We start from the raw sequence: 25231 nt of genomic DNA on the forward strand, positions 1-25231 counted from the left end.
TCAAACGAACAAATAGAGCAGATAGAATTTGCACTCAACCATCGTCCTAGAAAAACACTAGGTTGGCATACACCGAGTGAAGTTATGGCTGGTTTTTATACTGTTGCACTTGCCGCTTGAATCCGCCGTTTAAAAAAAATGCCATTAAGATTTTTAATGATCTGACATTAATCTGAATGATGGATTGTAAAAGCGTGCATAACAATACGATTGAGTTCTTACGCACGCTTATTGTTTTAGATAAAGTCATTTATTGGGGGTTAACAAGTCTGATTTGAATCGCTTTTACATGCGGATATCAACTTTTTCTCATGCTGAAAAGCCAACAATAAAATAATCAGCCCACCTAAACTTAGTAAAACTCCGACCCAGATTGGAGCTAGCCAACCTAAACCTTGGCTAATTAACCAGCCGCCCAGAAAAGCACCAAAAGCATTGGCAATATTAAATGCAGAATGATTCAGCGAAGCTGCTAAGCCTTGTGCATTACCAGCGACATCCATTAAGCGGGTTTGTAGTAAAGGCCCCAAGCCTGCAATACTGAAGCTAACCAAGAAGAGTGCAATAAAAGCAGTGGCAAGGTGATCCATAGACAGGGCACAAAGTACATAAGAGCAGGCATTGGAAACTAAGACCCAAATAATCGCCTTGTTTAAGTTTTTATCGGCAAAGTGTCCTGCGACAACACCGCCGACGACCAACCCGAGCCCAATACATGCCAGTGCAAACGGAATGACTTGAATGCTAGCATGGGTATATTCAGTCAAAATAGGTGATACATAACTATAGACAGAAAACAGCCCACCAAATCCAATTGCACCGACAGCAAGCGTGAGCCACATTTGTGTATTTTTAAGTCCACGCAGCTCATTTTGAATGCTGGCTGTGTGATCCAGTTGCATTTTGGGTAGGCCAAAACAAATTGCGACCACAGTCAAAAATGCGATAGATGCAGAAAACTCAAAACCTGCCCGCCAACCATACAGCTGACCCAGCCATGTCGCAAAAGGCACACCAATCACGGTCGCGACATTCAGCCCCATCATGAGCATGGCGACTGCCGAAGCACGCTTTTGTTTTCCAGCAAACTCTGCAACCACCAAAGCGGCAATACCAAAGTAAGCGCCGTGAGGGAAACCTGCAATAAAACGTGAGACCAACATAGACTCATAGCTGTTTGCGAGTGCTGTACTGGCATTGGCGATACCATAAAACAGCATGAGGCCAATTAAGAGCGTTTTACGCGGAACCTTTGCGGCCAAAATGGCAATCACAGGTGCGCCAATAGTCACACCTAAAGCATAGGCACTAATAAAATGCCCTGTGACAGGAATGCTGAGATTGAAACTTTGTGAGATCTCTTGGATGAGTCCCATCGCAACGAATTCAGTCGTACCAATACAAAAACCACCGAGTGCTAATGCCAAAATAATGACAGATAAGTGACTCGTTGGTGGGATGCTATTTTCTTGAGAGGACATAAATAGACGAGAAAATGAAAAATATTATACGTTCTTTATCACATTAAAATTTGGTTGTTCAAAAAAGTTATAAGTGAACTAAGCAAGCGTATATTCATATGAACTCTGAAGGTTCTACACGATGAATATTTATTCATAGCGCTATATTGAGTGGACTTTCTATAAAAAGAAGTCAAATTTAAAGGCAGCAAATACAGATCAATCCAGCCTAGCTTGAGAATTTGGATTTTTTTGTATTCGCTAGGCTAGGGCTGTCCTGTACCAATGATTAGGGTAAGTAACCCAGCCGCAATGAGTGGGCCGACTGGAACGCCACGTAGTAAAGCCACTCCTGCAACGGTTCCGACTAGTAAGCCTGCAACAACATCGGGTTGGTTTGACATCAGTTTTACGCCGCGCCCGCCTAGCCATGCAACCAAAACACCAATGGCGATGGCAAGTAATGATTTGACACTTAAAAAAGATTTAAAAATACTTTCACCACTAATTCTACCACTTGCAATCGGCACTAAAACTGCAATGGTTAAAATGATGATCCCGATATTTAATCCATGTTGTTGGATGAGTGGGAAGTATTCACTCAGTGGTGTCATCCGCAAAATAATGAGTACTGCAGCAGCAATGGTTACCGCAGAGTTGTGACTGAAAATACCACAAGCCAGCAGGATCAAGAGGACGATCAGATTCAAATCTAAGTTCGGCATAGGGGAGAGACTGGTCAAAAAAACATGTGCATTGTAACGTTTTTTTAGCCACTTTGCCGAATGATCCAAGTACTTTGATTGATGTTCCTGTATTTCAGTATAAAATGAGCCTTTATTTAAAAATGTGGTGTGCTGATGCTGTTGGAAAAAATGTTGCAGTCGCAAGGATTTGGTTCGCGAAAGCATTGCCAACAGTTGATTAAAAATGCAGCCATTGAAATTGATGGGCAGATCATTACTGACCCTAAATATAAACTCAAATTGGATGCTTTGAACTACAAGGTACATGGCAAGAGCTTTGAATACCGCGAAAAAGTCTATATCGCCTTAAATAAACCTCAAGGCTATGAATGCTCACATCAGGCGACACATCATTTTAGTGTTTTTGATTTGTTTGACGATGTGCTCTTGAATCGTGGCATTCAGTGTGTAGGTCGTCTAGATCAAGACACCACAGGTTTATTGTTACTCACCGACGATGGTCAGTTTTTACAAGCATTGACACATCCTAAAAAGCATGTGGCAAAAGTGTATCGGATGAAAACTGCCGACCCTGTTACAGATGAACAGGTCCAACAGTTGGAGCAAGGGGTGGAGCTGCGAAATGAAAAAGGGAGCTTTGCTGCAACGGATGTAAAACGCTTAGCTGAATGCGAACTGCAAATGACCGTGCATCAAGGGGTATATCATCAAGTGAAACGTATGCTTGCGGCAGTGGGAAATAAAGTTGAGAGCTTGCATCGTCAGCAAATTGGAGCGCTCGACTTAACGGGGATACCAGATTTAGTCGAAGGGCATTGGATCTATTTAAATGCAGAACAAGTGGCTTTAGCCAAGACACGCAATGATCTTGAGAGTGAAGGTCTTTAGACGCTGAATGCTATAGAAAGCAATGATAGGTCTTAAATTCATTATCCGCTACAAAGCCCATTGCTTCATATAAGCTGTGGGATTGATAATTATTTTTTTGCGTTTCAAGCGTAATACGAATGGCTTTTTCGTGTCGCGCAAACAAAATCGCGGTATCAATCAATTGTTTTGCTGAGCCATGGCGACGATGCGGTGGAGAAACATAAACATCATCTAAAATATAATAAGTTGCACAGGCCACAGAAGAAAAGCCTAAATACAGCAGCACAAAACCTGTAATCACATCGTCTTTGACATGAATGAAGATGACGCTTTGTTCGTTTTCAAGGCGAAGTTTAAGGAACTTTTGGGAAAGCGCTAAGTTGGAAGATGCACCATAAAATTGGCGATATTCATCAAATAATACAGCAAGTTTTTCTAAGTCTTCTAAAGTGGCACGTCTAACGATCATGTATTACTCCATGCTGTATTTATAATATTTACATGAAGCATACCTAAGTTTTGAAAGGGATATTTCTAAAATTTGTTTAGAAATGCAACACTGTTAAGTTTTGTCACTTTCTCCCAAGATTGCCGCTAATTCTTCAAAAAGATCACTATGTTCATCGTCTGCAAATAAATCATTGGTTGCAGTTGAGTCTGCGCTGGTGATGTGATCAACCGCTTTTTGTTCTTGCTTGAGCTTACGTAGCTTAATCAGCTGTTCAAGATTGATGTTCTGGTTTTCAATTGAGAATGGGATGGATTTGGTTAAAACCACTTGTCTGAAGAACAAACGAACGGCTTGCGCAGGCGTAATTCCCAGTTGTTTAAACACTGCAAAAGCTTGTTTCTTTTCTTGGGAATCGAGTCGAATTTGATAGACTTCTGTTTTTCTCATGATTTTTTAAATAATTTGAACGACTTAAGGGTAGAAGTTATTTTAATCAATTCCATTGTAATTTCAATATTCATACAATGGAATTTTAAATTATTTTGTAATGACAAGCAGATTACAATGTCAATTCAGAATTGGAGCTAAACTGCATAAGCTGTTGAGTTACTGGATCTTTAAATGAAAGATGCTTAGCTAATAGCTGTAAAGGCTGACTAAAATCATAGTCGGCTTTATGTACAACTTTAGGATAGAACGGATCATTTTTAATCGGAAGACCTAAGAAGTTGAGGTGTACACGGAGTTGATGTTGCTTCCCTGTCTCGGGTTTAAGCTCATATTTTGCCCATGTTTCATCATGTTCTAAAAGCAAGATCTCAGTTTCACTGTTCGGTGCTTCGTCTAGGACTTGCATGGTGTAGAACGGTTCACCTTTTTGCATATGTAGTTTTACTATGCGTGGAAATTTGAGTTCGCGGTTAAAAGGTGCAATCGCATGATAGGTTTTTTGAACCTGTCGCTCTGCAAACATTTGCTGATACATCCCTCGACTGTGAATGCATTTGGAAAACATCACTAAGCCAGCGGTTTCACGGTCAAGGCGGTGGATGGGCGTTAAATGCTCAATGCCTGTTTGTTTTTTCAGGCGCACCAATAGGGTTTGTTGAACATATTGCCCCGTTGGACTGATGGTCAAAAAGTGCGGCTTATCCACCACTAAGAAATGATCATTTTCAAATAAAATCTCATGCTGAGATGGCACTTCAATTTCGTGCGCTAAAAAGCGGTAATAAAACACATGCTGATTTTCAAGATATGCCGAATCTGTATGGAGTACATTACCTACAGCGTCATAGACCAAACCATCATGAAAACGTTGCTGCCACTCAGTTGCTTCAATATGCGGAAATTGGTCAGATAAATAAGCCAATACGGTGTGTGGTGCTGGCTTTAATTTAGGCAGAAACACTTTACTTGCGCTCACGCCATTGAGCATGGGAGGGCAAAATTCAGCAGGTTTTATGGTGAACATGATGTGCAGGCAATATCTAATCGGTTGGTGCAGTTAAATACGAGATTTCAAGCTTGTGGCTTGGGCATTTTGTGAGTCCAGTGCTATCATAATTGTTCTTTTGTCACTTGTCGTGAGTATTATGCAGTATTCATTTAATTTAACGCTCAATAATGAACAAGATACCCAAAATTTAGCACAAATTTTGGCACAGCATTTTACGACGGGTGTGGTGTATTTAATTGGGGATTTGGGTGCGGGCAAAACTACGCTAACACGCCATTATTTACAGTATTTAGGTCATCAAGGTTCCGTGAAAAGCCCAACCTATACCTTGGTTGAACCGTACCAAGTTCAAGAGCGTGATATTTTTCATTTTGACTTGTATCGTTTAAACGATCCGTATGAACTGGAGCTAATGGGCATTCGTGACTATTTGGAAACGCCCAATGCATTGTTTTTGTTTGAATGGCCGTCTAAAGGGGGCAATGAAATCCCTCAGGCAGACATAATTATTGATATTCAAAAATCTGAAGATGAACTGACACGGTCTGCTACCTTAAGTTTCCATTCAGTAGCATTATTACAAGCTTTAGAGAGCCAATTAAACAATGCATGATGATTTAAAGATACGCCGTATTCATACTTTGAATCCTGCTTTAGCCAACCAAATTGCAGCAGGTGAAGTCATTGAGCGTCCAGCGTCTGTGGTCAAAGAGTTACTTGAAAACTCGATTGATGCAGGTGCGACAGAGCTGATTATTCGGGTAGAGCAAGGCGGCAGTACTTTAATTGAAATCATGGACAATGGTCGAGGGATTCACGCTGAAGATCTCCCTTTGGCGGTGATGCGACATGCGACCAGTAAAATCCAAACCGCTGAAGATTTACATGCAATTGTCAGTTTAGGCTTTCGTGGAGAGGCTTTGGCTTCTATTGCAGCGGTTTCGCGTTTAACCTTGACCAGTAGTCAGGTGGATGATGGAATTGGCTATCAAGTTGAAGTCAATGGAACTGCATTTGATCGTCAAGAGATTCAGGCTGTAGCTGCGCCTAAAGGTACGCATATTCGGGTACAAGATTTATTTTTTAATGTGCCTGCACGTCGAAAATTCCTCAAAAAACCTGGCACAGAGTTTGGTCATATTGAGGAAATCGTCCGACGTTTAGCGCTGACGCATTTCGATATTCGTTTTGTGCTTGAACATAATCAAAGCATCAAATTGAATTTGCCGATTGCAGATAGTGGTGAGCTACGTTTTCAGCGCGTACAGCAGTTGCTAGGGCGTGCATTTACTGAAAATGCTTATTGGATGGATGCAGATAGCATCAACATGCGTTTAACAGGTTGGTTGGGACATCCCTCGGATGCGCGGGCTCAGGCTGACTTACAGTATGTTTATGTGAATGGTCGAATTGTTAAAGATAAAACCATCTCTCATGCGCTGCGTATGGCTTATGATGGTATTTTGCATGGACATCAGCATGCGGGTTATTTGCTTTTTCTGGAAGTAGACCCTGAAAATATTGATGTCAATGTACATCCGACCAAACATGAAATTCGCTTTTTGAATCAACGTGAAGTACATGAATTTGTACGTCACTATGCCAAAGAGACTTTATCGCAGTTTCAAACGGCAACCGCAGATTTATCTGATGCAATGAAGATTGCAGAGAATCAAGCTTCGATGTCTGTGCAGCCTCGTTATCAAGAGCCTTTGCAGTTGCATCGTCGTGTTGAGTCTGCACAAACTGGTGAGCAAGCCCCATCGGATGTGCTCACTGACTTTAGTTCAAATCAACCACAAGGTGTCCATTATTCGGCGCAACCTTCACGCTATCAGGGCTCACAACAGCTCAATAATGCCTTGCAAAGCTATTTAGCACCTCTGCGTGATGCTTCATCTGCTGTTGATCAAGCTCAGTCTTTGGCTGATTTTACAGTGCAAAGCACTAAAGTCGATGAGCATCCGTTGGGAATTGCCATTGCACAATTGCATGGTATTTATGTGCTGGCTCAAAATACAGAAGGGCTGATTATTGTTGATATGCATGCAGCGCATGAGCGTATTTTGCTACAGCAAATGAAGTCAGCGTGGGATAAACCAGAGTTTTGGACTTCTCAGCAGTTACTTATTCCCAAAGTGATTAATATCACGCGAATGCAAGCGATACGAGTGGAAGAGCTCAAAGATCAATTGGCGCGTTTAGGTCTTGAAATTGATCAATATGGCGATGAGCAGGTCATTGTTCGTGGTGTGCCTGCGATTTTACATAAAGCCAATTTTGAGGCGCTGGTACCTGAATTACTGAACGATTTAGATCCAAATGATGAAGCGCAGGGCTTACTGCAAAAGCGTGATCAAATTCTAGCGGGTATGGCCTGTCATGGTGCTGTTCGCGCCCATCGCATTTTGGGTCTTTCTGAAATGAATGCTTTGCTTCGTCAAATGGAACAAACTGAATTTGCCAGCCAATGTAACCATGGTCGCCCAACTTGGCGTGCGTTTCCATTGGCTCAACTAGATAAGCTTTTTGCTCGAGGAGAGTAGTTTTACATGTCAACTCAATTGCCGGTCATCAATTTAATGGGGCCAACTGCAAGTGGTAAAACTGCTTTGGCATGTCAGCTCTATGAGCAAGGAAATTTTGAACTGATATCTGTAGATTCAGCATTGGTTTTTAAGGATATGGATATTGGTACAGCAAAGCCGACTAAAGAAGAGTTGCTGCAATATCCACATCACCTTATCGATATTATTAGCCCATTAGAAGTCTATTCGGCTGCAAACTTTGTTGAAGATGCATGTGGTTTAATTGATGACATGCATGCGCGAGGTAAAACTCCGATTTTGGTGGGTGGGACTATGCTCTATTTCAAGGCACTTTTAGAAGGTCTTTCAAGCAATTTACCGAGCGCAGACTATGCTGTTCGTGCTGAAATAGAAGCAAAAGGTGAGAGTGAGGGTTGGTCTGCGGTCTATGCTGAATTATGCAGTGTGGATCCACTGGCGGGCGAAAAATTTAAAGTGAGTGATAAACAACGGATTATTCGCGCTTTAGAAGTTTACAAATTGACAGGGCAGCCTATTACTAAACTTCAAGCTGAACAACCTAAAAACGTGCCTTATCGCTATAATTTTCATAATTATGCTTTGATGCCAGACCGTGCCGAATTGCACCAAAGAATTGCACAACGATTGAAAATTATGTGGGACATCGGATTTTTAAATGAAGTGGAAGCACTTATGAAAAAATACGATTTAGATGAAAATTTACCCTCTATGCGCTCAGTTGGGTATCGACAAGCACTCGAATTTTTACAGAAAGGAGATAAAACTGTCGAAAAACAACGTAAAATGGAGGATAAAGCACTTTTTGCGACACGACAACTTGCCAAACGTCAATACACTTGGTTAAGATCTTTGCAAGAGGCACATAAATTTACAACGTATTGTACTATCACGCAGGCACAAGAAGACTTGCGAAACTGCTACGGATAAAGCAAAATTTAGCTACTATCTTTTTTATAATTTTTAATTGAAAAATAAAGATAGTTTTTTGCGCTGATTTTTAAATTTTTTTGGAGTTATAACATGTCTAAAGGTCAAACTTTGCAAGATCCGTTCTTAAATTCTCTCCGTAAAGAACGTATTCCTGTCTCTATCTTCCTTGTAAACGGTATTAAGTTACAAGGTCATATTGAATCTTTCGACCAATATGTTGTTTTATTAAAAAATACAGTAAGCCAAATGGTTTACAAGCATGCAATTTCTACAGTTGTTCCTGCACGTAACCCGCGTCCTGCTGGTGCACCTGCTGGCGCTGGTCAACAAGGCGGCTTTGGCGGTCAACAAGGTGGCTTCGGCGGTCAACAAGGCGGCTTCGGCGGTCAACAAGGCGGCTTTGGCGGTCAACAAGGCGGCTTTGGCGGTCAACAAGGTGGCTTCGGTGGTCAAGGTGGCTTTGGTGGTCAAGGTGGTGGCTTTGGTAGTCAAGGTGGCTTCGGTGGTCAAGGTGGCTTCGGTGGTCAAGGTGGCTTCGGTGGTCAATCGACTGGTTTTGATGGCGAATCAAAATTTGAAGACACTCAAGATGACGAAAATAATCGTTAATTGATTGTTTAAAAAAGCCTCTCACATGAGAGGCTTTTTTTATACCTAATTTTTAGTTTTCATCCAAGTGGAAAATAAAAAACCAGCATAAATGCTGGTCTTTCTATGTATCCAAACTTATGACTTGTTGTTCTTACGGTCTAAGTTCGGATCTTTAATTTCAACATAAGCTCTGTTACGGGTTTCACGTAACCAGCTATCAAGCTCTGCATCAAATTGACGCTCACCTAAAATTTGACGTGCCATACGCTCTTGGTATTCAGCAGTCATGTCTTGTTGACGTGTTTCAGTCACTTGAAGAATATGCCAGCCAAATTGGGTTTGGAAAGGTTTACTAGTTTGACCTACCGGTGTATTTTTCATGGTTTCTTCAAACTGAGGAACCATCACACCTGGGCTGACCCAACCCAAACTCCCGCCATCACGTGCTGAACCTGTGTCATTAGAGTAGGTTGAAGCTAAGACTGCAAAGTCTTCACCTTTTTGAACGCGGTTATACAGGCTTTCGATCATTTGTTTAGCATTTTCAGGGCTAACCACTTCAGAGGGTTGGATCAAAATATGGCGTGCTTTGTATTGAGGCACAATCGCTTTTTGCTCAGCACCTTTACGTTCAACTAGTTTTAAAAGATGTACACCATCTCGTACTGTAATTAAATCTGTGGTTTGTCCCACTTGGAGTGGACTCACACGTGCTGCAAGCTCGCTAGGGATGTCAGAAAGTGCTCTAAAGCCCATATCTGCACCTTCAACTTTGGTGCCAGCAGTACTGAGCTTTTTAGCAATTGCAGCGACGTCATTGTTGTTTGCTAGAACAGTTTTGACTTGCTTCGCCACAGCGTCAGCATTGTCACCTGAAACACGCACATGTAGCACATGTACTTGATTGCCAAGTGCTGCTTGACCTTGTGGGGTATTTAAGAAGTTTTTAACATCTTGGTCTGAAATTTGGATACGGGAGGTAACGATTTGTTGGCGCAAACGATTGATTGCTAAATCTTCAGCAACGCGACTACGCAAAGAAGCATAGGTTCCCGGTGCCATTTTATCGAGCTTTTGTTGGAATGCTTCTAGGCTTGTGCTACCAGATTGTTTTGCAACATTTAAAACCGCTTCATTCAAGCTTTTTTCATCAGGTTGAATGTTGTAACGCTTCACTTGTTCAAGCTGAGTCTGACGAATAATCAGTTGCTCTAATGCTTGTTGTGCCAAATATTGCTCTGGTGGGACTTGTTTCTTTTGGCTCTCAAGTTGATGTTTGAGCTCAGCCATGCTTGCTTCTAAGTCACTCTTCAAAATGACACTGTTATCGACAACAGCAACAACTTCATCCGACGCATGTACAAAAGTTGGAATAGCGGTTGCGAGAGCTAAAGCCAAAGCACTCGCTTTAAAAAATTGTTTGAACTGTTTTGTCTTCATTAACGGTCTGTCCAAGTCTGATTAATATTGTTAAAGCCTAGAATACGATTTTCTAGTAATGATGAAAGTTTACTGTTGAGTCCGCCTAAGCCTTTAAGCGTAATTTCGGCCATAATTGCACGTTTAGGTTCTACACCTGCAGCATTGACGTCATCCAAGTCGTTATAGTACTCACGACCATAAACGGAGATCCCCCAACAGCAAGACTCGTAATTGACACCAAGGAGGTATTCACGAGCGACATTGTTGTCTAAGTCATATTGAGCGTGGCCCATAATACGCCAGTTGTTATGGATAGGTTGTACAAAAGATGCAACCACTTGGTCGTAATGTTCTTGACGATCTGCAATTTCTTTACGATAGAAATAGCCAACGTTATAGAGGTTGCCTTTATCACCCGTAAAGTAAAGTTGTAAGTCGCGTTGCGCATTATCGCCATTCGCCATCCATGCTGAGTTTGCACCGAGGGTAAAGTTTTGCGAGAGCTGGCTAGATACGCTGACAATCGGCCCAGAGTGATTTTCTCTGTCAAAGACATCTGCTGTTTGGTCAAGCGTTACGCGGCGGTCTTCGAAATAATAGCTTTGGCCCACACTGGCTTTTAAGCGTTCTAAACCCACAGTATCAAATAAGCTATAACTTAAGCCCAGTGACAAGAAGTTATTGTCTTCTAGACGGTCATGGCCATAGAAGCGATTTGCACTAAACAACTGATCATAGTTGATCGATGCTGTTGCAGAGTCAAAGTTTGGTGCGTCATCTTGATTTTTATAGGGTGCATAGGCATAGAACATACGTGGACTTAACGTCTGTAAGAAAGTGCCTTCTTTTTCAAAGGTTAAACCTGCATCAAAAGTCACCTGTGGCACGACATAAGATTTGTCGTTCGATGAGCGGTTGGTGTTGTCAAACTCATTGATGGTGTCTTGATCGTAGAATGTGTTCACATTACGAATAGATACTTCAGGAATGGCGAAAGCCCACGGTGTACGGTAGTTGTAGCGTACAGAAAAGTCATTATAGACACGGGTGCCGCTTGGTTCAAAGCTATCGTTGGTATCACCGTCGATAGCCCCAAAGTCCTTTTTAAAGTAAGCCGTATCGTTGTTGAACTCGTACTCTAAACCGAGAGCGTTGCCTGCTTTATAGTTGAGTAAGAACTGTGGTAAACGTGCATACGGACGGTCAACGTAGGGTGTAGTTTCGTCTAGTGTTTGGAAGTCTTCAACTTTCAGTTGGGCTTTTAGACCAGGAATTCCATTTTTATAGTTTAACTCCCAAGCACGACGCAGGTTTAAGTCTGTCTTGGTGTTTGGGTTATTGCTTAAGTCAGTAAAGTAGTCTTTGTCTGAAGCATAGTTATATTCAAGGTTGGTTGAGAACTGTTCATTGATTTGCCAGTTATGTAAAAAGTGCAAATCTTTACGGTCTTCATCGTCATATTTTCGGTCAGAAGCTAAGTAACCCCCCCAAATTTGACCTGAACCAAAGTTTTCGGTTAGATAGCGGAACTCACCCTCAAACATTGGGCCGCGGTCGCTGATATAGCGTGGCGTAGCAGTCGCGTCGTAGTTAGGTGCTAAGTTGAGATAAACAGGTACTGCAAGCTCGACACCACCATCATTGGTGAAGCCAAAACTTGGTGTCAAAATACCGGTAGTACGACGGTCATCAATCGGGAAGTTGAAATAAGGAACTGCGAGAACGGGTACATCTTTAACATAAAGTTTTGTGCCGCGTGTTTCACCACGGCCAGTTTCTTGATTTAACTTAATTTCGTCTGCTTGGATTTTCCATGTTGGCGATTGCTCTGGTGGGCAGGTGCTATAAGTTGCATTTTTTAGCGTGGTGGTCGTTTGTGACTCACGTAGGATTTGTTCAGCCCGCCCATGCGCATGTTGTTCTTCTGAAATATAGAAACTGTTTTTCAGATCGCCTTGTTGAGTTTTTAGGTTGTAATTGATTTGGTCGCTTTGCGCTAATAAACCACTTTGCGCCATTTGCACGCGTCCTTCAGCATTGGCAAAAGTCTGAGTCTGGTCAATGGTGATTTTATCGGCACGAATTTGACGACCTTCTTGATCAATCAGAACATTACCTTCAAGAACAGAGTCACCTTGTGGGTTGTAGTGACCATAGTCCGCTGTAATGGTGGATGTCGCATTGGCTGCGTCAGCAGCTTTGGTTTCAGGGCTTACAGGGGTTAACCATGTGCCTTGGCAATACGCGGAGCTTAAGTAACGACCTTGGCGCTGTTGAGCTTCAGGAGATGACTTATCGACATAGTATTGTTCAAAAAACTTTTGCCCAGGATAGCTTTCTTGTAGTGCTTGTTTTAGCGATTGTTGTTCGTCTGAAATAGACGTGGTTGGTGTTGCAGCATAGCTTGTGATTGAGCTACCACAAAGAAGGGTAAATATCGCAGTCGCTAAAGGATTAAATTTAAACTGATGCTTCATGTGTCTCATTTACCAAGTATGCTTAAAACGCAATTAATTATTGTCGCATCATAGAGAAAAAGTTGATAAGTGGCTACACTTAGCACTTTAAAAACTCAGCCTGTATTAGAATTTATCGCAAATGAATACACAACGTGAACAATTGATACAAACATGGATTTCATCTGTACTTGGTTCAGATCAATTTGAAATTAACTTTTTAGCAGGCGATGCAAGTTTCCGTCGTTATGCACGAATCAAGTTGAATAATAAAACATTTATGCTGATGGATGCACCACCAGAAAAAGAAGATTGTGTGCCTTTTGTGACGATTGATGAATTTTTTGATACGAACGGTGTTCGTGTACCACATATTGTGGCGAAAGATTTGGAGCAAGGCTTCTTATTGCTTGAAGATTTTGGTGATGTGCTACTGTCTACACAGCTCGATGACAAGACTGTCGATGCACATTATGAGCAAAGTTTTAAGCAGTTGATTCAATTGCAATCTATTGATGGCGTAGGTCATTTCCCAGCTTATTCTTATGAGAAGTTAATGACCGAAATGTCGCTATTGACAGATTGGTTATTGCCAAGTTTACAGGTTCAACTTTCTGATGATGAGTCTGCGTTGATTAAACGCACATTTGCAATTTTAGCCAATGCTGCTTTGGCTCAGCCTCAAGTGATTGTACATCGTGATTTCCATAGTCGTAATCTCATGCTTTTGGTAGATGAGCAAGAGCAAGGCGTAATTGACTTTCAGGATGCTGTGATAGGTGCAGATACTTATGATCTGATCTCAATTACACGTGATGCGTATGTACAGTGGAATCCTGAGCGCGTTTATTGTTGGTTTAAAGTGTTTTATGACCTATTGCCAGCTTCTGCCAAAGAAGGGCGTGACTTTGAACAGTTTAAGCAAGACGCTGACCTGATGGCAATTCAACGTCATATTAAAATTTTAGGTATTTTTGTGCGTTTATTTGAACGTGACGGCAAATCAGGCTATCTGAAAGATTTACCACGCGTGATGTGGTATTTACTTGAAGAAAGCAAACCATATGCAGAACTACAACCTTTTATGCAATTTATTTGCGATAAAGTAATGCCGAAATTTGAAGCAAAATATGGCAAATATGAGGTTGTTGCAGCATGAAAGCAATGATTTTGGCCGCGGGGCTTGGCAACCGTATGCGTCCTTTAACACTTTATAAACCGAAACCTCTGCTTGAAGTGGGTGGCAAACCGCTGATCGTTTGGCATATTGAAAAACTCAAGCAGATTGGGGTCACAGAAATTGTGATCAATTCTGCATGGTTGGCCGATGTGTTGATTGGTGCGCTTGGTGATGGTTCGCAGTTTGGTGTGACTATTCGTTGGACGCGTGAAGAAGAAGGGCTTGAAACAGCAGGGGGTATTATTAATGCTCTACCACTGTTGGGGACAGAACCGTTTATTTTAGTGAATGGTGATGTTTGGACCACTTTTGATTTTGCGTCTTTACTTGATGTGCAGTTGGACACCGATTTGGCACATCTGGTATTTGTGCCCAACCCGACACAGCATCCCAAAGGCGACTTTATCTTAAACCAAGGGCGTGCTTATACCTTTGAACAAGAGCAGTCAGGCGAAGCGCTGACTTATAGTGGTGTTGCGGTTATTCACCCACAGATGTTTGAGGGTTTAGATGCAGGTAAACGTCCACTGGCTCCATTGCTAAAAGAAGCGATGTCTGCTGGAAAAGTTTCTGCTGAGAAAATGCAAGCCGCATGGGTGGATGTTGGCACACCTGAGCGATTAAGTGATCTAGATCTACAGATTCGTCAAGGTATGTACGTTTAAGTGCATAATCACTAAGCGTTAGCTACTGTTCCACGGCTGAGAAATCGGTATACTTCAGTTTAATTTTATTGAGATGTCTTCTTTATGCATCCATTTTTTCAAGACTTAAAGCAAGGTAGTCAAAAGCTTGGCTTAGATTTGAGTGAAGAAGCATTAAATTTATTGCTGAAGTATCAAGACGCACTTGTGCTGTGGAACAAAGCTTACAATTTAACAGCGATTCGCGATCCTAAAGAAATGCTGGTGAAGCATTTATTAGATAGTCTAAGTATTTTAAAAGATTTGCCGAAAGGTCGTTTGCTGGATATTGGTACAGGCGGTGGTATGCCGGGCATGATTATTGCTCTATGTCAACCTGAGCGCCAATGTGTTTTGCTCGATTCAAATGGCAAAAAAATTCGTTTTTTAAAGCAGTTTATTGCAGACTTAAAATTAACCAATGTAATTGCAGTTCAAACGCGTGTTGAGAATGAAGATAGCATCCATGATTTGGGTCAGTTTGATGTGATTACCAGTCGTGCATTTGCCTCTTTAACCGATTTTATCAATGCATCGAAGCCTTATATGCACCAAGACAGCATTATTGCGTCGATGAAAGGCTTGATTCCGCATGAAGAAGTTGAAGCGTTCAAAAACGAATTTAGTTGTGACATTATTGCGTTAAAAGTTCCACGTTTGGACGAACAACGACACTTACTTTTATTAAAACGTATCTAAAAAAATTCAAAGGATTGGGCGGGTCATGGCACAAATTATTGCGATTGCTAACCAAAAAGGTGGTGTAGGTAAAACCACAACCGCAGTAAATTTGGCTGCATCTTTAGCAGTACTTAAAAAGCGGGTTTTATTGGTTGATATGGACTCGCAAGGCAATGCGACCATGGGTTCAGGCATTCAAAAAAATGACCTACTGTATTCAGTGACCGATGTTTTACTGGGTGAAGTGCCTATAGAGACTGCGATTACCAAGGCGGAAGTGGGTTATAAGGTCTTGGGTGCAAACCGTGATTTGGCAGGAGTTGAGCTTGCGATTGCTGAACAAGAAGGGCGTGAGTTTATTCTGCGTGATGCGTTGCAAGAAATTGAACAAGCATATGATTACATCATTGTGGACTGTGCGCCAAGTTTAAGCTTGATCACGGTTAATGCACTGGCAGCGGTGGATGGTGTGATGATTCCAATGCAGTGTGAATACTATGCTTTGGAAGGTTTGGCAGATTTAACACAGACCATTGATCGTATTCAACAAGCATTAAATCCTGAGTTAAAAATTATTGGTGTTTTACGCACCATGTATGATGCACGTAATGCACTGACGCGTGATGTGTCTGAAGAATTAGAACAATACTTTGGTAAAAAACTCTATGACACCGTCATTCCACGTAATGTGCGTCTAGCTGAAGCACCTGCGCATGGTTTGCCTGTGATTTATTTTGAAAAAAGCTCGAAGGGCGCAGTTGCTTATTTACATTTAGCAGCTGAAATGATTAAGAAAAGCAAAGTGAAAAAAGGAAGTAACGCATGACCGTTAAAAAACGTGGACTGGCAAAAGGTCGTGGTTTAGATGCCTTACTCGGTTCCATTCAAAAAGAGAAATTACAACTTGAAGCACAAGCTCTTGATCACGGTCAGCTAAAACAAATCGATGTGCATCTATTACAACGTGGTGAATATCAACCACGTCGTTTTATTAATGAGCAAGACTTACAAGAGTTAGCGGCATCGATTGAAAAACACGGTGTAATGCAGCCGATTGTGATTCGTCCAATTGATAATGAAAAGCACCCCTATGAAATTATTGCGGGTGAGCGTCGCTGGCGTGCGGCTCAACTTGCTGGCTTAACGCAAGTCCCAGCCATTGTTCGTGATTTAACAGACCAAGTTGCAATTGCACTGGCGTTGATTGAGAACATTCAACGTCAAGACCTCAATCCGATTGATCAGGCGATGGCATTACAGCGTTTTCATGAAGAGTTTGGTTTAAGTCATCAAGAAATTGCGGATACTGTAGGCAAAGCGCGTACCACAGTGAGTAATTTGCTGCGTTTATTAAGTCTAGCTGAGCAAGTTAAAGACTTTATGCAACAAGGTTTGCTGGACATGGGGCATGCTCGTGCCATTTTGACTTTGAAAGGGAAAGATCAACTGAAAGTCGCAGAATTGGTGATAGAGAAGAGTTTATCTGTTCGCCAAACTGAACAATATGTTCGTGATCTCAATGTGCCGAAACAAGAAAAATCGAAAACGGAAATTGCACCAGATCTTCAACAATTGACACAGCGCTTAACAGATCGTTTTAGTGCAAATGTCAAAATTGATCATAATAAACAAGGGAAAGGCAAGCTCACGATTCATTATCATTCACTCGATGAGTTAGATGGTATTTTAAATATTTGCTTAGCGGAATAATTTTATTTTCTATTTTTAAATACTTGGGGAAGTGTTATGTGGGAATTGGTAAAAGCAGGTGGGTGGCTTATGCTGCCCCTTGTGCTCTGTTCGATCTTTACTGTTGCGATTAGCTTAGAGCGTTTTATTCGCTTGAAGAAAACTACTATTTTACCGAAAGATTTGCTATTAAATTCAGCGCAAAGCGTACAAATGGTTTTGCCTAAACTTAAACAAAATCAGGATTTACAGGCAACGACATTAGGTCGTATTTTGGAAGCTGGTTACCAAAGTGAGGCACAAGGTGAACAGTTTGCACGTGCGCAGATGGAAGCAACGGCTTCTCAGGAAATTGGTTATCTTGAAAAAAACATCAATTTTTTGGGTACATTGAGCGCTGTTGCACCTCTTTTAGGATTGTTGGGAACGGTATTAGGAATTATCGAGTCATTCTTAATGATTGATATTGGTAATAGTAGTAATCCAACATTGATGATTCCAGGGATTTCTAAAGCGCTGATTACAACTGCGGCAGGAATGTTCATTGCGATTCCCGCATTATTTGCTTATCGTTATTTTCAGCGTTTGGTTCAAGAGTATGTTGCTGAATTAGAACAACAATCAACTTTATTTCATGCGGCTTTATTTTATAAGAAAACAGAAACTGTGCTTGAAAACCATGATGATGTTGTTGTGAAGCAAGCGAGCTAAGGTGAAGTATGAAATTCAAACGTTCACAAGTTGAAGATGTTCATATTAACCTTACACCAATGATTGATTGCTTATTATTTATTTTGGTGTTTTTATTGCTGACCACCACCTTCAATCAATTTAGTCGTATGAATTTAACCTTGCCTGATGCGCAAGGTGTTCCACCGAAAACATTTGATCATAAAATCGAAGTGGTGGTAGATTCCACAGGGCATTATTCAATTAATGGTCAGTCTATTGCATCGAAAGATGTTTCAGAATTAAATACCGCAATTAAACAGATTTCCAATGACCGTCGTGATCTAATGTTTGTGATTGCTGCGGATGCAAAAGCAACCCATCAGGATGTGATCCGTGTGATGGATGTGGCAGGTCAGTTGGGATTTGTAAATATCAATATTAGTACCAAAGTGCCTTCTCGAGGTTATTAGTGAAACACGATTTAAAAGTTTATCTACGTCTACTGAGCTATTTAAAACCGTATTGGGGCGTAGCGATTCTTGTGGTGATTGGTTTTGCTATGAATGCGGCGACAGAAGTTTCTGTCGCTAAATTACTTGAAAAAATTATTGAAGCGATTCAACACCGTGATCAAGGTTTTACGACATTGTTCCCAATTTTGGTTGTTGTGGTAATGTTCTTCCGTGGGCTGGGTTTGTTCATGGGCGGCTACTTTACAGCGGTCATTTCCAGAAACTTGGTCTTTAATATTCGCCAAGAAGTTTTTGCCAAATTATTGCGTCTTCCCTCGCAGTATTATCTGGACAATAACAGTGGTCATATCACTGCGAAAATTATGTATAACGTGGAGCAGCTTACAGCCGCATCTACAGAGTCATTAAGAACTATTGTTCAGCAAGGTCTAATCACTCTTGCATTGCTCGGTTACCTTATATATAGCAACTGGCGTCTTACTTTGTGTATTTTGATTTTTGCGCCACTGATAGGTTTGCTTATTCGTAAAGCAGCAAAGCGTATGCGTAAGCTTTCCATTCAAGTCCAAGACACCATGGGGGATGTCAATCACGTGGTACAAGAGACAGTCAATGGTCACTTGGTGGTGAAAGGCTTTGGTGGTCAAGGGTATGAGCAACAACGTTTTAAAGATACCTCATTGGAGAATTTACGACGCGGTTTGAAAATGGTGGTTGTGCAACAGCTCAATAGTCCAATTGTACAGTTGATTATGTCCATTGCTCTGAGTATTGTGATGTGGATCGCACTACGCCCAGAAATTCTGCAAGATACCAGCGCGGGTCAATTTGTGGCGTATATTACTGCAGCAGGTATGTTGAGTCGGCCAATTAAAGCATTGACTGATGTGAATGAAAAAATTCAACGGGGTATGGCTGCAGCACATTCAGTTTTTGAAATTTTAGATTTGCCTGAAGAAAAAAATACTGGGACTTTAACTCCAGTACTGAAAGGTAATATCGACTTTAAAGATGTGAACTTAGTTTATGTGGATGGCTATCAAGCCCTGCATAATTTTAATTTAAGCGTCAAAGAGGGTGAGACGATTGCTTTAGTGGGGCGCTCTGGTGCTGGTAAAACCTCTTTGGTGAATTTGTTAGTGCGTTTTCAAGATACGACCTCGGGTCAAATTCTTTTTGATGGGATCGATATTCAGGATATTGAAATCAATAGTCTGCGTACCCAAGTGGCAATGGTCAATCAGCAAGTGGTTTTATTTAACCGCACTGTGCGTGACAATATTGCCTATGGTCAGCTTGAAAATGCCTCTGATGAAGAGGTAATTGCGGCGGCAAAAGCGGCCTATGCGCATGACTTCATTATGGCTTTACCACAAGGCTACAACACCAAGTTAGGTGCACAAGGCCTTAATTTATCGGGCGGTCAACGTCAACGTATAGCCATTGCTCGTGCGATTTTGAAAAATGCGCCTGTGCTGATCTTAGATGAAGCTACCAGCGCGCTTGATAATGAATCAGAGTACTTTATCCAGCGTGCTTTCGATGCTGCAATGCGAGATCGTACCACGATTGTGATTGCACATCGATTATCCACCATTGAGAATGCGGACCGTATTGTGGTGATGGATAAAGGGCGTATAGTAGAGCAAGGTACACATGCTGAACTTATTGCAAAGCAGGGTGCTTACTATCAGCTCCATCAGCGTAATTTTGAGGAAAACTAAGTCATGCCAGGTGCACAGTTTATTCAGGATGCTTGGAACTCGCAGGCAAAGTGGTTAATTGTGCTTCGTCCGCTGTCTTGGTTATATCGTGGCGGTTTTCTTTTAAACCGTAAGTTGTATCGGTGTAATATTAAAAAAGCCTATACGGCTCCTGTACCTGTCATGGTGATTGGTAATATTACCGTGGGTGGAAGTGGTAAAACTCCTCTGCTCATTCACTTGGTGAGTTATTTACAAAGTAAAAATATTCGAGTGGGTGTGATCAGTCGTGGTTATGGTGCCAAGGGCCCATTTCCGACTATGGTAGATCTCAACTCATTACCTGAAAATGTAGGTGATGAACCAACACTCATTGTGCAATCTACTGATGTGCCGATGGCAGTGGGTCCCAACCGCCAAGAAAGTATTGAACTGCTTTTATCTCACTACCCCATTGATTTGATTATTAGTGATGATGGGCTTCAGCATTGGGCATTGAATCGTCAAATTGAATGGATTGTCCTAGACAATAATCGTGGACTAGGTAATGAAAAGTTATTGCCTGAAGGTTATTTGCGAGAGCCGAAGTCTAGACTGGATCAAGGCATAGTGATTGAACATGCAGATCATCCTACTCGTACTATGCACATGCACTTAGAAGTTGCAGAGCCTTATTTGTTGAACAGTACTGAAGCAAAAGCTTTCAATCCGCAAGATGATTTTTATGCAGTCGTGGGGATAGGGTTTCCGCAGCGCTTTTACCGTACCTTAGAGCGTATGGGGGTGCAGCAATTCCAGTGTCATGAGTTTGCCGATCATTATGAATATGAGTTAGAGGATTTGGTTTTTGACGATGCCAATCCCATTATTACCACTGAAAAAGATGCAGTGAAAATTTTAGCGTTGCTCAAACAAAATCCTAGTTTTGCCCGTGATATTTGGGTTGTTCCTGTCGATGCAGTGTTATCGACGGCGTGTTATGACACCTTACATCAACAGCTCGCCGCTGTAGGTATTGAAATTTCTTAAGGTCTTTTATGAAGCATATTGTTATTCCTGCTCGTTTCGCAAGCACACGTTTATCTGGAAAACCACTCCTTAAAATTCATGGCCGTGAAATGATTTTACGGGTCGTTGATCAGGCAAAGAAAGTGGAAGGTTTTGATGATCTCTGCGTCGCAACGGATGATCAGCGAATTTATGACCTTTGCATGGCAGAAGGCGTGGATGTGGTGTTGACCTCAGCGGATCATCCTTCGGGAACAGACCGTCTAAGTGAAGTGGCGAAAATTAAGGGTTGGGCCAGTGAAGATATCATTGTCAATGTTCAAGGTGATGAGCCTTTATTGCCGGCGGCTTTGGTCAAGCAAGTCGCGCAACTTTTAGAGTCACAAGTCGATTGTTCAATGTCGACCTTGTGCGAACCAATTCAGCAGTTAGATGAATTTAAACGCGACAGTATTGTTAAAGTGGTGATGTCGAATTACAAACAAGCACTTTACTTTAGTCGCGCCACTATTCCATATGACCGTGATGCTGCAAAGCAAGTGCAACAAACGTTGCATAACCAAGCCTTCCGTCATTTGGGCTTGTATGCTTACCGCGTGAAATTGCTCCAAGAGTATGTGACATGGGATATGGGTACACTTGAAAAGCTCGAAAGCTTAGAGCAACTGCGTGTTTTGGAAAATGGACATCGTATTGCCATTGATATCGCAGAAGCGAACTTACCACCAGGTGTGGATACACAAGAAGATTTAGATCGTTTAAATGCCATGGATGTGGCTCATTTTGCATAATAGAACTTAGGTCATCTACATGAAACAAACGCTGCCTGAGCAGATTTATCCGTGGCATCAAAATATTTGGGAAACTTTAACTACGCGCTTTCCTAATATTGGTCATGGCTTATTGTTTTATGGCAAAAAAGGTTGTGGTAAAGAGATTTTTGCTGAGCAGTTTCTTGCTTGGGTCTTATGTGCGAAGCGGCAGCCAAATCATTTGGCCTGTGGGGAGTGTGGAAGTTGTCAGTGGTTAAAGGCGGATACACACCCCAATTATGTGCACATCACTACCGATGAAGACAATAAGAAACAAAATGTCAAGATCAAAATTGAGAAAATTCGTGATCTGCTGCCTTTTGTACAGCAAACGGTAGATGGTTGGCGCGTCATCATTATTGAACCAGCCGAAGCTTTAAATACAGCTTCAGCCAATGCTTTATTGAAAACGCTTGAAGAACCAGGTGATCGTGTTGTTATCATTTTATTGGCAGATCATTATTTAAAACTGCCTGCAACCATTCGCAGTCGTTTGCAACATTTTGCTTTGGATCGCATAAATGAACAGCAAGCAGAGCAATTTTTAAATCAGCATTTGTCCCATAGCGATTTGGCACAGCAACATTTGTTGATGAATTTGTCTAATCATATGCCGTTACAGGCAATTACATTGTCCGAGAGTGAATGGATTCCTCAACGTGCTGAATTTTTAAAAGATTGGCAAAAGTTGGTGATGGATAAAAATATGCCGATGGCAATTGCAACCAAGTGGAATAAAGTGCTGGCATTTAGTGATTTTAGTCAAATGTTTGAGTACTTGTTGTCAGATTTGATTTGTGTCAAGCTAAATCAGCAATTAAAAAACACTGATTTGGATTTTAGTGTGCTGGCAGAGCGGTATTCACTTGAAACTTTGTTTTCAATTTATGCTGAGTTGCAACAGTCAAAACAATATATTGAACAAAACGTACAAACTAATTTAGTGCTCGACCAATTGTGTATTCGGTTGATGGATGTTTAAAACAGGGGAATTTTATGCAACCACGTATGGGCGGAATCATTCAAGCCAATATTCCAGATAAAGCAACGTTATATGCAAGCTACATGCCTTTTGTAGTTGGTGGTGGTTTATTTATTCCATCCAAACAACCTGTAAAGATGGGAGAGGAGGTCTTTGTTTTGGCAACATTGCCAGAACAAGCACAGAAAATTCCTCTCACAGGTAAAGTGATTTGGATTTCGCAAAAGCAAAATGGAATCAAACTCCAAGGATTTGGTATTCAACTTTCTGGGGAGAAAGGGGTTTATTACAAATCAGAAGCGGAAAAGTTGCTTGCAGGTATTAAGTCTGAAGGGCGAACTAGTTACACTATGTAATTAAGTATATGAAGTAGGAAACGCCTGTGTTTGTAGATACACACTGCCATTTAACCATGCTAGATTTAACCCCTTATGATGGGGATTTAGATTTGGCATTAGCGCAGGCACGTGAAGCGGGCGTTCATCGCTTTATGAGTATTTCAGTCGACATTGATGATCATATAGAACTGGCAAAAATAGCTGCGCGTCATAATGATGTCGGTTATAGCGTCGGGGTACATCCTTGTGAAGATCCTGAAACCATGGCTCGTGCAACCACAGACTATTTAATTGAGTTGGCACAGCCTGAAAAAGTTTGGGCAATTGGTGAGACTGGGCTCGATTATTTTCATAGTACAGATTTCATCGCTGAGCAAAAAGACTGTTTTGCACGACATATTCATGCTTCACAAGCTGTAAAAAAACCAGTTGTTGTGCATACCCGTTCTGCCAAGCACGATACTGTCGATATTATTCGCGCCGAAAAATCGACCCATGGTATTTTGCATTGCTTTACAGAAGACTGGGAAACGGCCAAAGCTGTCTTAGACTGCGGTTACTATGTGTCATTTTCAGGGATTGTATCTTTTAAAAATGCGCAAGACCTGCGTGATGTGGCGAAGCAAGTTCCTTTAGATCGCCTATTAATTGAGACGGATAGTCCTTATTTGGCACCGATGCCATATAGAGGAAAGTCTAATGAGCCAAAGTACGTTCCTTATGTAGCCAAAGCCTTGGCAGATGTATATGATAAGTCCTTGGAAGAGATGGCTTTCATCACAACACAGAACTTTGAAAACCTTCTCAACATGAAGTAAATAAATTGAAACGATAAAAGCGTATAAGAGAGTACTAGGGTGAAAATGGATCGTCAGGCTCAGTTTCGAGCAAGAGAAGCGTTAATTTTCCAAGTGGCTGAACAGTTGCTTTTAGAGAATGGCGAAGCAGGGATGACCCTTGATGCATTGGCTGCGGAATTAGATCTAGCAAAAGGTACGCTCTATAAACATTTTCAAAGTAAAGATGAACTCTATATGTTGCTCATTATTCGTAATGAGCAAATGTTGCTTGAAATGATTAAAGATACAGACAAGCAGTTCCCTGAACATCTTGCTTTTTTTATGTTACATCATTTGCATCATCCTGAACGCACGGTGCTGTTTCATCAAATAGAAGAGCGATTATCGACAACGGGTGTTGGGATCTATCATTTATTTACTGAGCTTTATCAAATTCGAAAGCAACGTCTACGTTTAATTATCCGTATGACCGAGCGGTATTTGGAGTCGATAGAAAGTCAAATGACAGTTCGTGATTATTTGGCATCGATTTGGTCTTTAACGCATGGTGCAGCTGCGATTTTGAACTCTAGTTTTTATCAACGGTATTTGGGTTCGCGTGATACTTTGCGCGTGGCCTACATTGACCAAGCTCTGGCGATGCCTAAACAAACGGGCGCAGCAGGATATCTTGCTTAGCGGATAGGATGTATGAAACAGAAACCACCTTCAAGGATTCAAGGATTTACACTGGTTGAATTGATGGTGGTTATTGTTATTATGGCCATTATGGCGTCATTGGTGATGTTGAATATCAATGGGGTCGATCAACGTAAAGCAGCGCAAGCCCGTGATTTTTTTATCATGGATGTACAGAAAATTGCACGTGAGGCAAATGATCAAGCACGTGTTTTGGCACTAGAGGTTCATCCTGCGACCGATGTGGCTGATTTTTCTTATGCTGTTGTTGAATATAAAAATCCTCAATTTACCATACCCACAGAACAACAAAATAATGCAATGCTGAATCATCAAAAATGGCAAAAATATAATGAGTTCCCGCAGCAAGTGTTAGCCAAAAATGTTTCTTTTGCTGTGCAATCCTTAGACTATGATGTTTCCCCAGCCCGAAACGATGATTTAACCCAAGAGAGTGCACCTAAACTGATTTGGTTGGGGAATGGCGAAGCAAAACCTGTTCGTATTCAATTTTATTATGCCAATGAGCCCGTGGGTGCAGAAATTGAAATTGATCATTTGGGTAAAATAAATGCGAGCTAAAGATTTAAAGAATAGTCTGCCAGCTTGCGCTCGG

The 25231-nt window shown here is 41.4% G+C and carries 27 protein-coding genes and 1 pseudogene; 21 read left to right on the forward strand and 7 right to left on the reverse strand.

Features of this window, described 5'->3' with window-relative positions; translation table 11 throughout:
• Positions 1–120: pseudogene (locus HYI04_RS02175) on the forward strand (IS30 family transposase); the annotation flags it as partial.
• Between the two features lie 140 nt (positions 121–260).
• Here the strand turns inward: HYI04_RS02175 and HYI04_RS02180 are convergent.
• Both HYI04_RS02180 and HYI04_RS02185 read right to left on the reverse strand, forming a co-directional pair.
• Positions 261–1481 carry an MFS transporter gene (locus HYI04_RS02180; RefSeq protein ID WP_005401136.1) on the reverse strand — a complete coding sequence of 407 codons (1221 nt, stop codon included), beginning with the start codon at positions 1479–1481 and terminating at the stop codon, positions 261–263.
• A gap of 245 nt (positions 1482–1726) precedes the next feature.
• Positions 1727–2185 (reverse strand): DUF441 domain-containing protein, encoded by a 459-nt coding sequence (locus HYI04_RS02185; RefSeq protein WP_004696797.1) that lies wholly within the window; start codon positions 2183–2185, stop codon positions 1727–1729.
• Between the two features lie 135 nt (positions 2186–2320).
• Between HYI04_RS02185 and HYI04_RS02190 the strand changes: the two genes are divergently transcribed.
• Positions 2321–3055, forward strand: coding sequence for a pseudouridine synthase (locus HYI04_RS02190; RefSeq protein WP_005401137.1), 735 nt, complete (start codon positions 2321–2323; stop codon positions 3053–3055).
• 10 nt (positions 3056–3065) lie between these two features.
• Here the strand turns inward: HYI04_RS02190 and HYI04_RS02195 are convergent, their stop codons facing one another.
• The 3 genes from HYI04_RS02195 to HYI04_RS02205 form a co-directional block, all read right to left on the reverse strand.
• On the reverse strand, positions 3066–3506 hold the full coding sequence (locus tag HYI04_RS02195; protein WP_004696801.1) for a GNAT family N-acetyltransferase: 441 nt from the start codon (positions 3504–3506) through the stop codon (positions 3066–3068).
• 93 nt (positions 3507–3599) lie between these two features.
• Entirely contained in the window at positions 3600–3935 is a 336-nt protein-coding gene (locus tag HYI04_RS02200) for a type II toxin-antitoxin system RelB/DinJ family antitoxin (RefSeq protein ID WP_005401138.1), read from the reverse strand.
• Positions 3936–4047: 112 nt separating this feature from the next.
• A complete protein-coding gene (locus HYI04_RS02205; RefSeq protein ID WP_005401139.1) occupies positions 4048–4962 on the reverse strand; it encodes a pseudouridine synthase in 915 nt (304 codons plus the stop codon).
• Between the two features lie 121 nt (positions 4963–5083).
• Between HYI04_RS02205 and tsaE the strand changes: the two genes are divergently transcribed.
• The 4 genes from tsaE (at position 5084) to hfq (ending at position 9056) form a co-directional block, all read left to right on the forward strand.
• Positions 5084–5560: a tRNA (adenosine(37)-N6)-threonylcarbamoyltransferase complex ATPase subunit type 1 TsaE gene (gene tsaE, locus HYI04_RS02210; protein ID WP_010326867.1), complete on the forward strand. Its 477-nt coding sequence runs from the start codon at positions 5084–5086 to the stop codon at positions 5558–5560.
• Positions 5553–7493, forward strand: a complete 1941-nt coding sequence (mutL, locus tag HYI04_RS02215) for a DNA mismatch repair endonuclease MutL (protein WP_010326866.1) — start codon at positions 5553–5555, stop codon at positions 7491–7493. Before tsaE ends, mutL begins: the two co-directional genes overlap by 8 nt.
• 6 nt (positions 7494–7499) lie before the next feature.
• A complete protein-coding gene (gene miaA / locus HYI04_RS02220) occupies positions 7500–8444 on the forward strand; it encodes a tRNA (adenosine(37)-N6)-dimethylallyltransferase MiaA (RefSeq protein ID WP_010326865.1) in 945 nt (314 codons plus the stop codon).
• Positions 8445–8537: 93 nt separating this feature from the next.
• Positions 8538–9056 carry an RNA chaperone Hfq gene (gene hfq, locus HYI04_RS02225; RefSeq protein WP_063454285.1) on the forward strand — a complete coding sequence of 173 codons (519 nt, stop codon included), beginning with the start codon at positions 8538–8540 and terminating at the stop codon, positions 9054–9056.
• Positions 9057–9173: 117 nt separating this feature from the next.
• Here the strand turns inward: hfq and HYI04_RS02230 are convergent, their stop codons facing one another.
• On the reverse strand, positions 9174–10478 hold the full coding sequence (locus tag HYI04_RS02230; protein WP_010326863.1) for a peptidylprolyl isomerase: 1305 nt from the start codon (positions 10476–10478) through the stop codon (positions 9174–9176).
• Positions 10478–12937: an LPS-assembly protein LptD gene (locus HYI04_RS02235; RefSeq protein ID WP_010326862.1), complete on the reverse strand. Its 2460-nt coding sequence runs from the start codon at positions 12935–12937 to the stop codon at positions 10478–10480. Before HYI04_RS02235 ends, HYI04_RS02230 begins: the two co-directional genes overlap by 1 nt.
• Positions 12938–13058: 121 nt before the next feature.
• Here HYI04_RS02235 and HYI04_RS02240 point away from each other — a divergent pair, with 121 nt between their 5' ends.
• From HYI04_RS02240 to HYI04_RS02310, 15 genes are all read left to right on the forward strand, one after another.
• Positions 13059–14075 carry an aminoglycoside phosphotransferase family protein gene (locus HYI04_RS02240; protein WP_178895807.1) on the forward strand — a complete coding sequence of 339 codons (1017 nt, stop codon included), beginning with the start codon at positions 13059–13061 and terminating at the stop codon, positions 14073–14075.
• On the forward strand, positions 14072–14761 hold the full coding sequence (gene murU / locus HYI04_RS02245; RefSeq protein ID WP_178895808.1) for an N-acetylmuramate alpha-1-phosphate uridylyltransferase MurU: 690 nt from the start codon (positions 14072–14074) through the stop codon (positions 14759–14761). Before HYI04_RS02240 ends, murU begins: the two co-directional genes overlap by 4 nt.
• An 84-nt stretch (positions 14762–14845) precedes the next feature.
• Positions 14846–15478 carry a 16S rRNA (guanine(527)-N(7))-methyltransferase RsmG gene (gene rsmG / locus HYI04_RS02250; protein WP_125274440.1) on the forward strand — a complete coding sequence of 211 codons (633 nt, stop codon included), beginning with the start codon at positions 14846–14848 and terminating at the stop codon, positions 15476–15478.
• A 25-nt stretch (positions 15479–15503) separates the two neighbouring features.
• The gene (locus HYI04_RS02255; RefSeq protein ID WP_004696827.1) at positions 15504–16286 is read left to right on the forward strand and encodes a ParA family protein; all 783 of its coding nucleotides are present in this window, start codon (positions 15504–15506) and stop codon (positions 16284–16286) included.
• Positions 16283–17170: a ParB/RepB/Spo0J family partition protein gene (locus tag HYI04_RS02260; RefSeq protein WP_178895809.1), complete on the forward strand. Its 888-nt coding sequence runs from the start codon at positions 16283–16285 to the stop codon at positions 17168–17170. Before HYI04_RS02255 ends, HYI04_RS02260 begins: the two co-directional genes overlap by 4 nt.
• Positions 17171–17206: 36 nt before the next feature.
• A complete protein-coding gene (locus HYI04_RS02265) occupies positions 17207–17860 on the forward strand; it encodes a MotA/TolQ/ExbB proton channel family protein (RefSeq protein WP_178895810.1) in 654 nt (217 codons plus the stop codon).
• An 8-nt stretch (positions 17861–17868) separates the two neighbouring features.
• A complete protein-coding gene (locus tag HYI04_RS02270; protein ID WP_004696832.1) occupies positions 17869–18291 on the forward strand; it encodes a biopolymer transporter ExbD in 423 nt (140 codons plus the stop codon).
• Positions 18291–20018 carry a lipid A export permease/ATP-binding protein MsbA gene (gene msbA, locus HYI04_RS02275; RefSeq protein WP_178895811.1) on the forward strand — a complete coding sequence of 576 codons (1728 nt, stop codon included), beginning with the start codon at positions 18291–18293 and terminating at the stop codon, positions 20016–20018. The genes HYI04_RS02270 and msbA overlap by 1 nt, the downstream gene beginning before the upstream one ends.
• A gap of 3 nt (positions 20019–20021) precedes the next feature.
• Positions 20022–21026, forward strand: coding sequence for a tetraacyldisaccharide 4'-kinase (gene lpxK / locus HYI04_RS02280; RefSeq protein ID WP_178895812.1), 1005 nt, complete (start codon positions 20022–20024; stop codon positions 21024–21026).
• 8 nt (positions 21027–21034) lie between these two features.
• The gene (gene kdsB / locus HYI04_RS02285; RefSeq protein WP_130235075.1) at positions 21035–21796 is read left to right on the forward strand and encodes a 3-deoxy-manno-octulosonate cytidylyltransferase; all 762 of its coding nucleotides are present in this window, start codon (positions 21035–21037) and stop codon (positions 21794–21796) included.
• A gap of 19 nt (positions 21797–21815) precedes the next feature.
• On the forward strand, positions 21816–22799 hold the full coding sequence (locus HYI04_RS02290) for a DNA polymerase III subunit delta' C-terminal domain-containing protein (protein WP_005401153.1): 984 nt from the start codon (positions 21816–21818) through the stop codon (positions 22797–22799).
• Positions 22800–22813: 14 nt separating this feature from the next.
• Positions 22814–23155, forward strand: a complete 342-nt coding sequence (locus HYI04_RS02295) for a PilZ domain-containing protein (protein ID WP_005401154.1) — start codon at positions 22814–22816, stop codon at positions 23153–23155.
• Between the two features lie 26 nt (positions 23156–23181).
• On the forward strand, positions 23182–23955 hold the full coding sequence (locus HYI04_RS02300) for a TatD family hydrolase (RefSeq protein ID WP_005401155.1): 774 nt from the start codon (positions 23182–23184) through the stop codon (positions 23953–23955).
• 45 nt (positions 23956–24000) lie between these two features.
• Positions 24001–24615, forward strand: coding sequence for a TetR/AcrR family transcriptional regulator (locus tag HYI04_RS02305; RefSeq protein ID WP_004696845.1), 615 nt, complete (start codon positions 24001–24003; stop codon positions 24613–24615).
• Between the two features lie 12 nt (positions 24616–24627).
• Positions 24628–25197 (forward strand): type II secretion system protein, encoded by a 570-nt coding sequence (locus HYI04_RS02310; RefSeq protein WP_010326852.1) that lies wholly within the window; start codon positions 24628–24630, stop codon positions 25195–25197.
• Positions 25198–25231: the final 34 nt, after the last annotated feature.

It is taken from the genome of Acinetobacter sp. SwsAc2 (genome assembly GCF_013391465.1).
GTDB lineage: Bacteria > Pseudomonadota > Gammaproteobacteria > Pseudomonadales > Moraxellaceae > Acinetobacter > Acinetobacter johnsonii.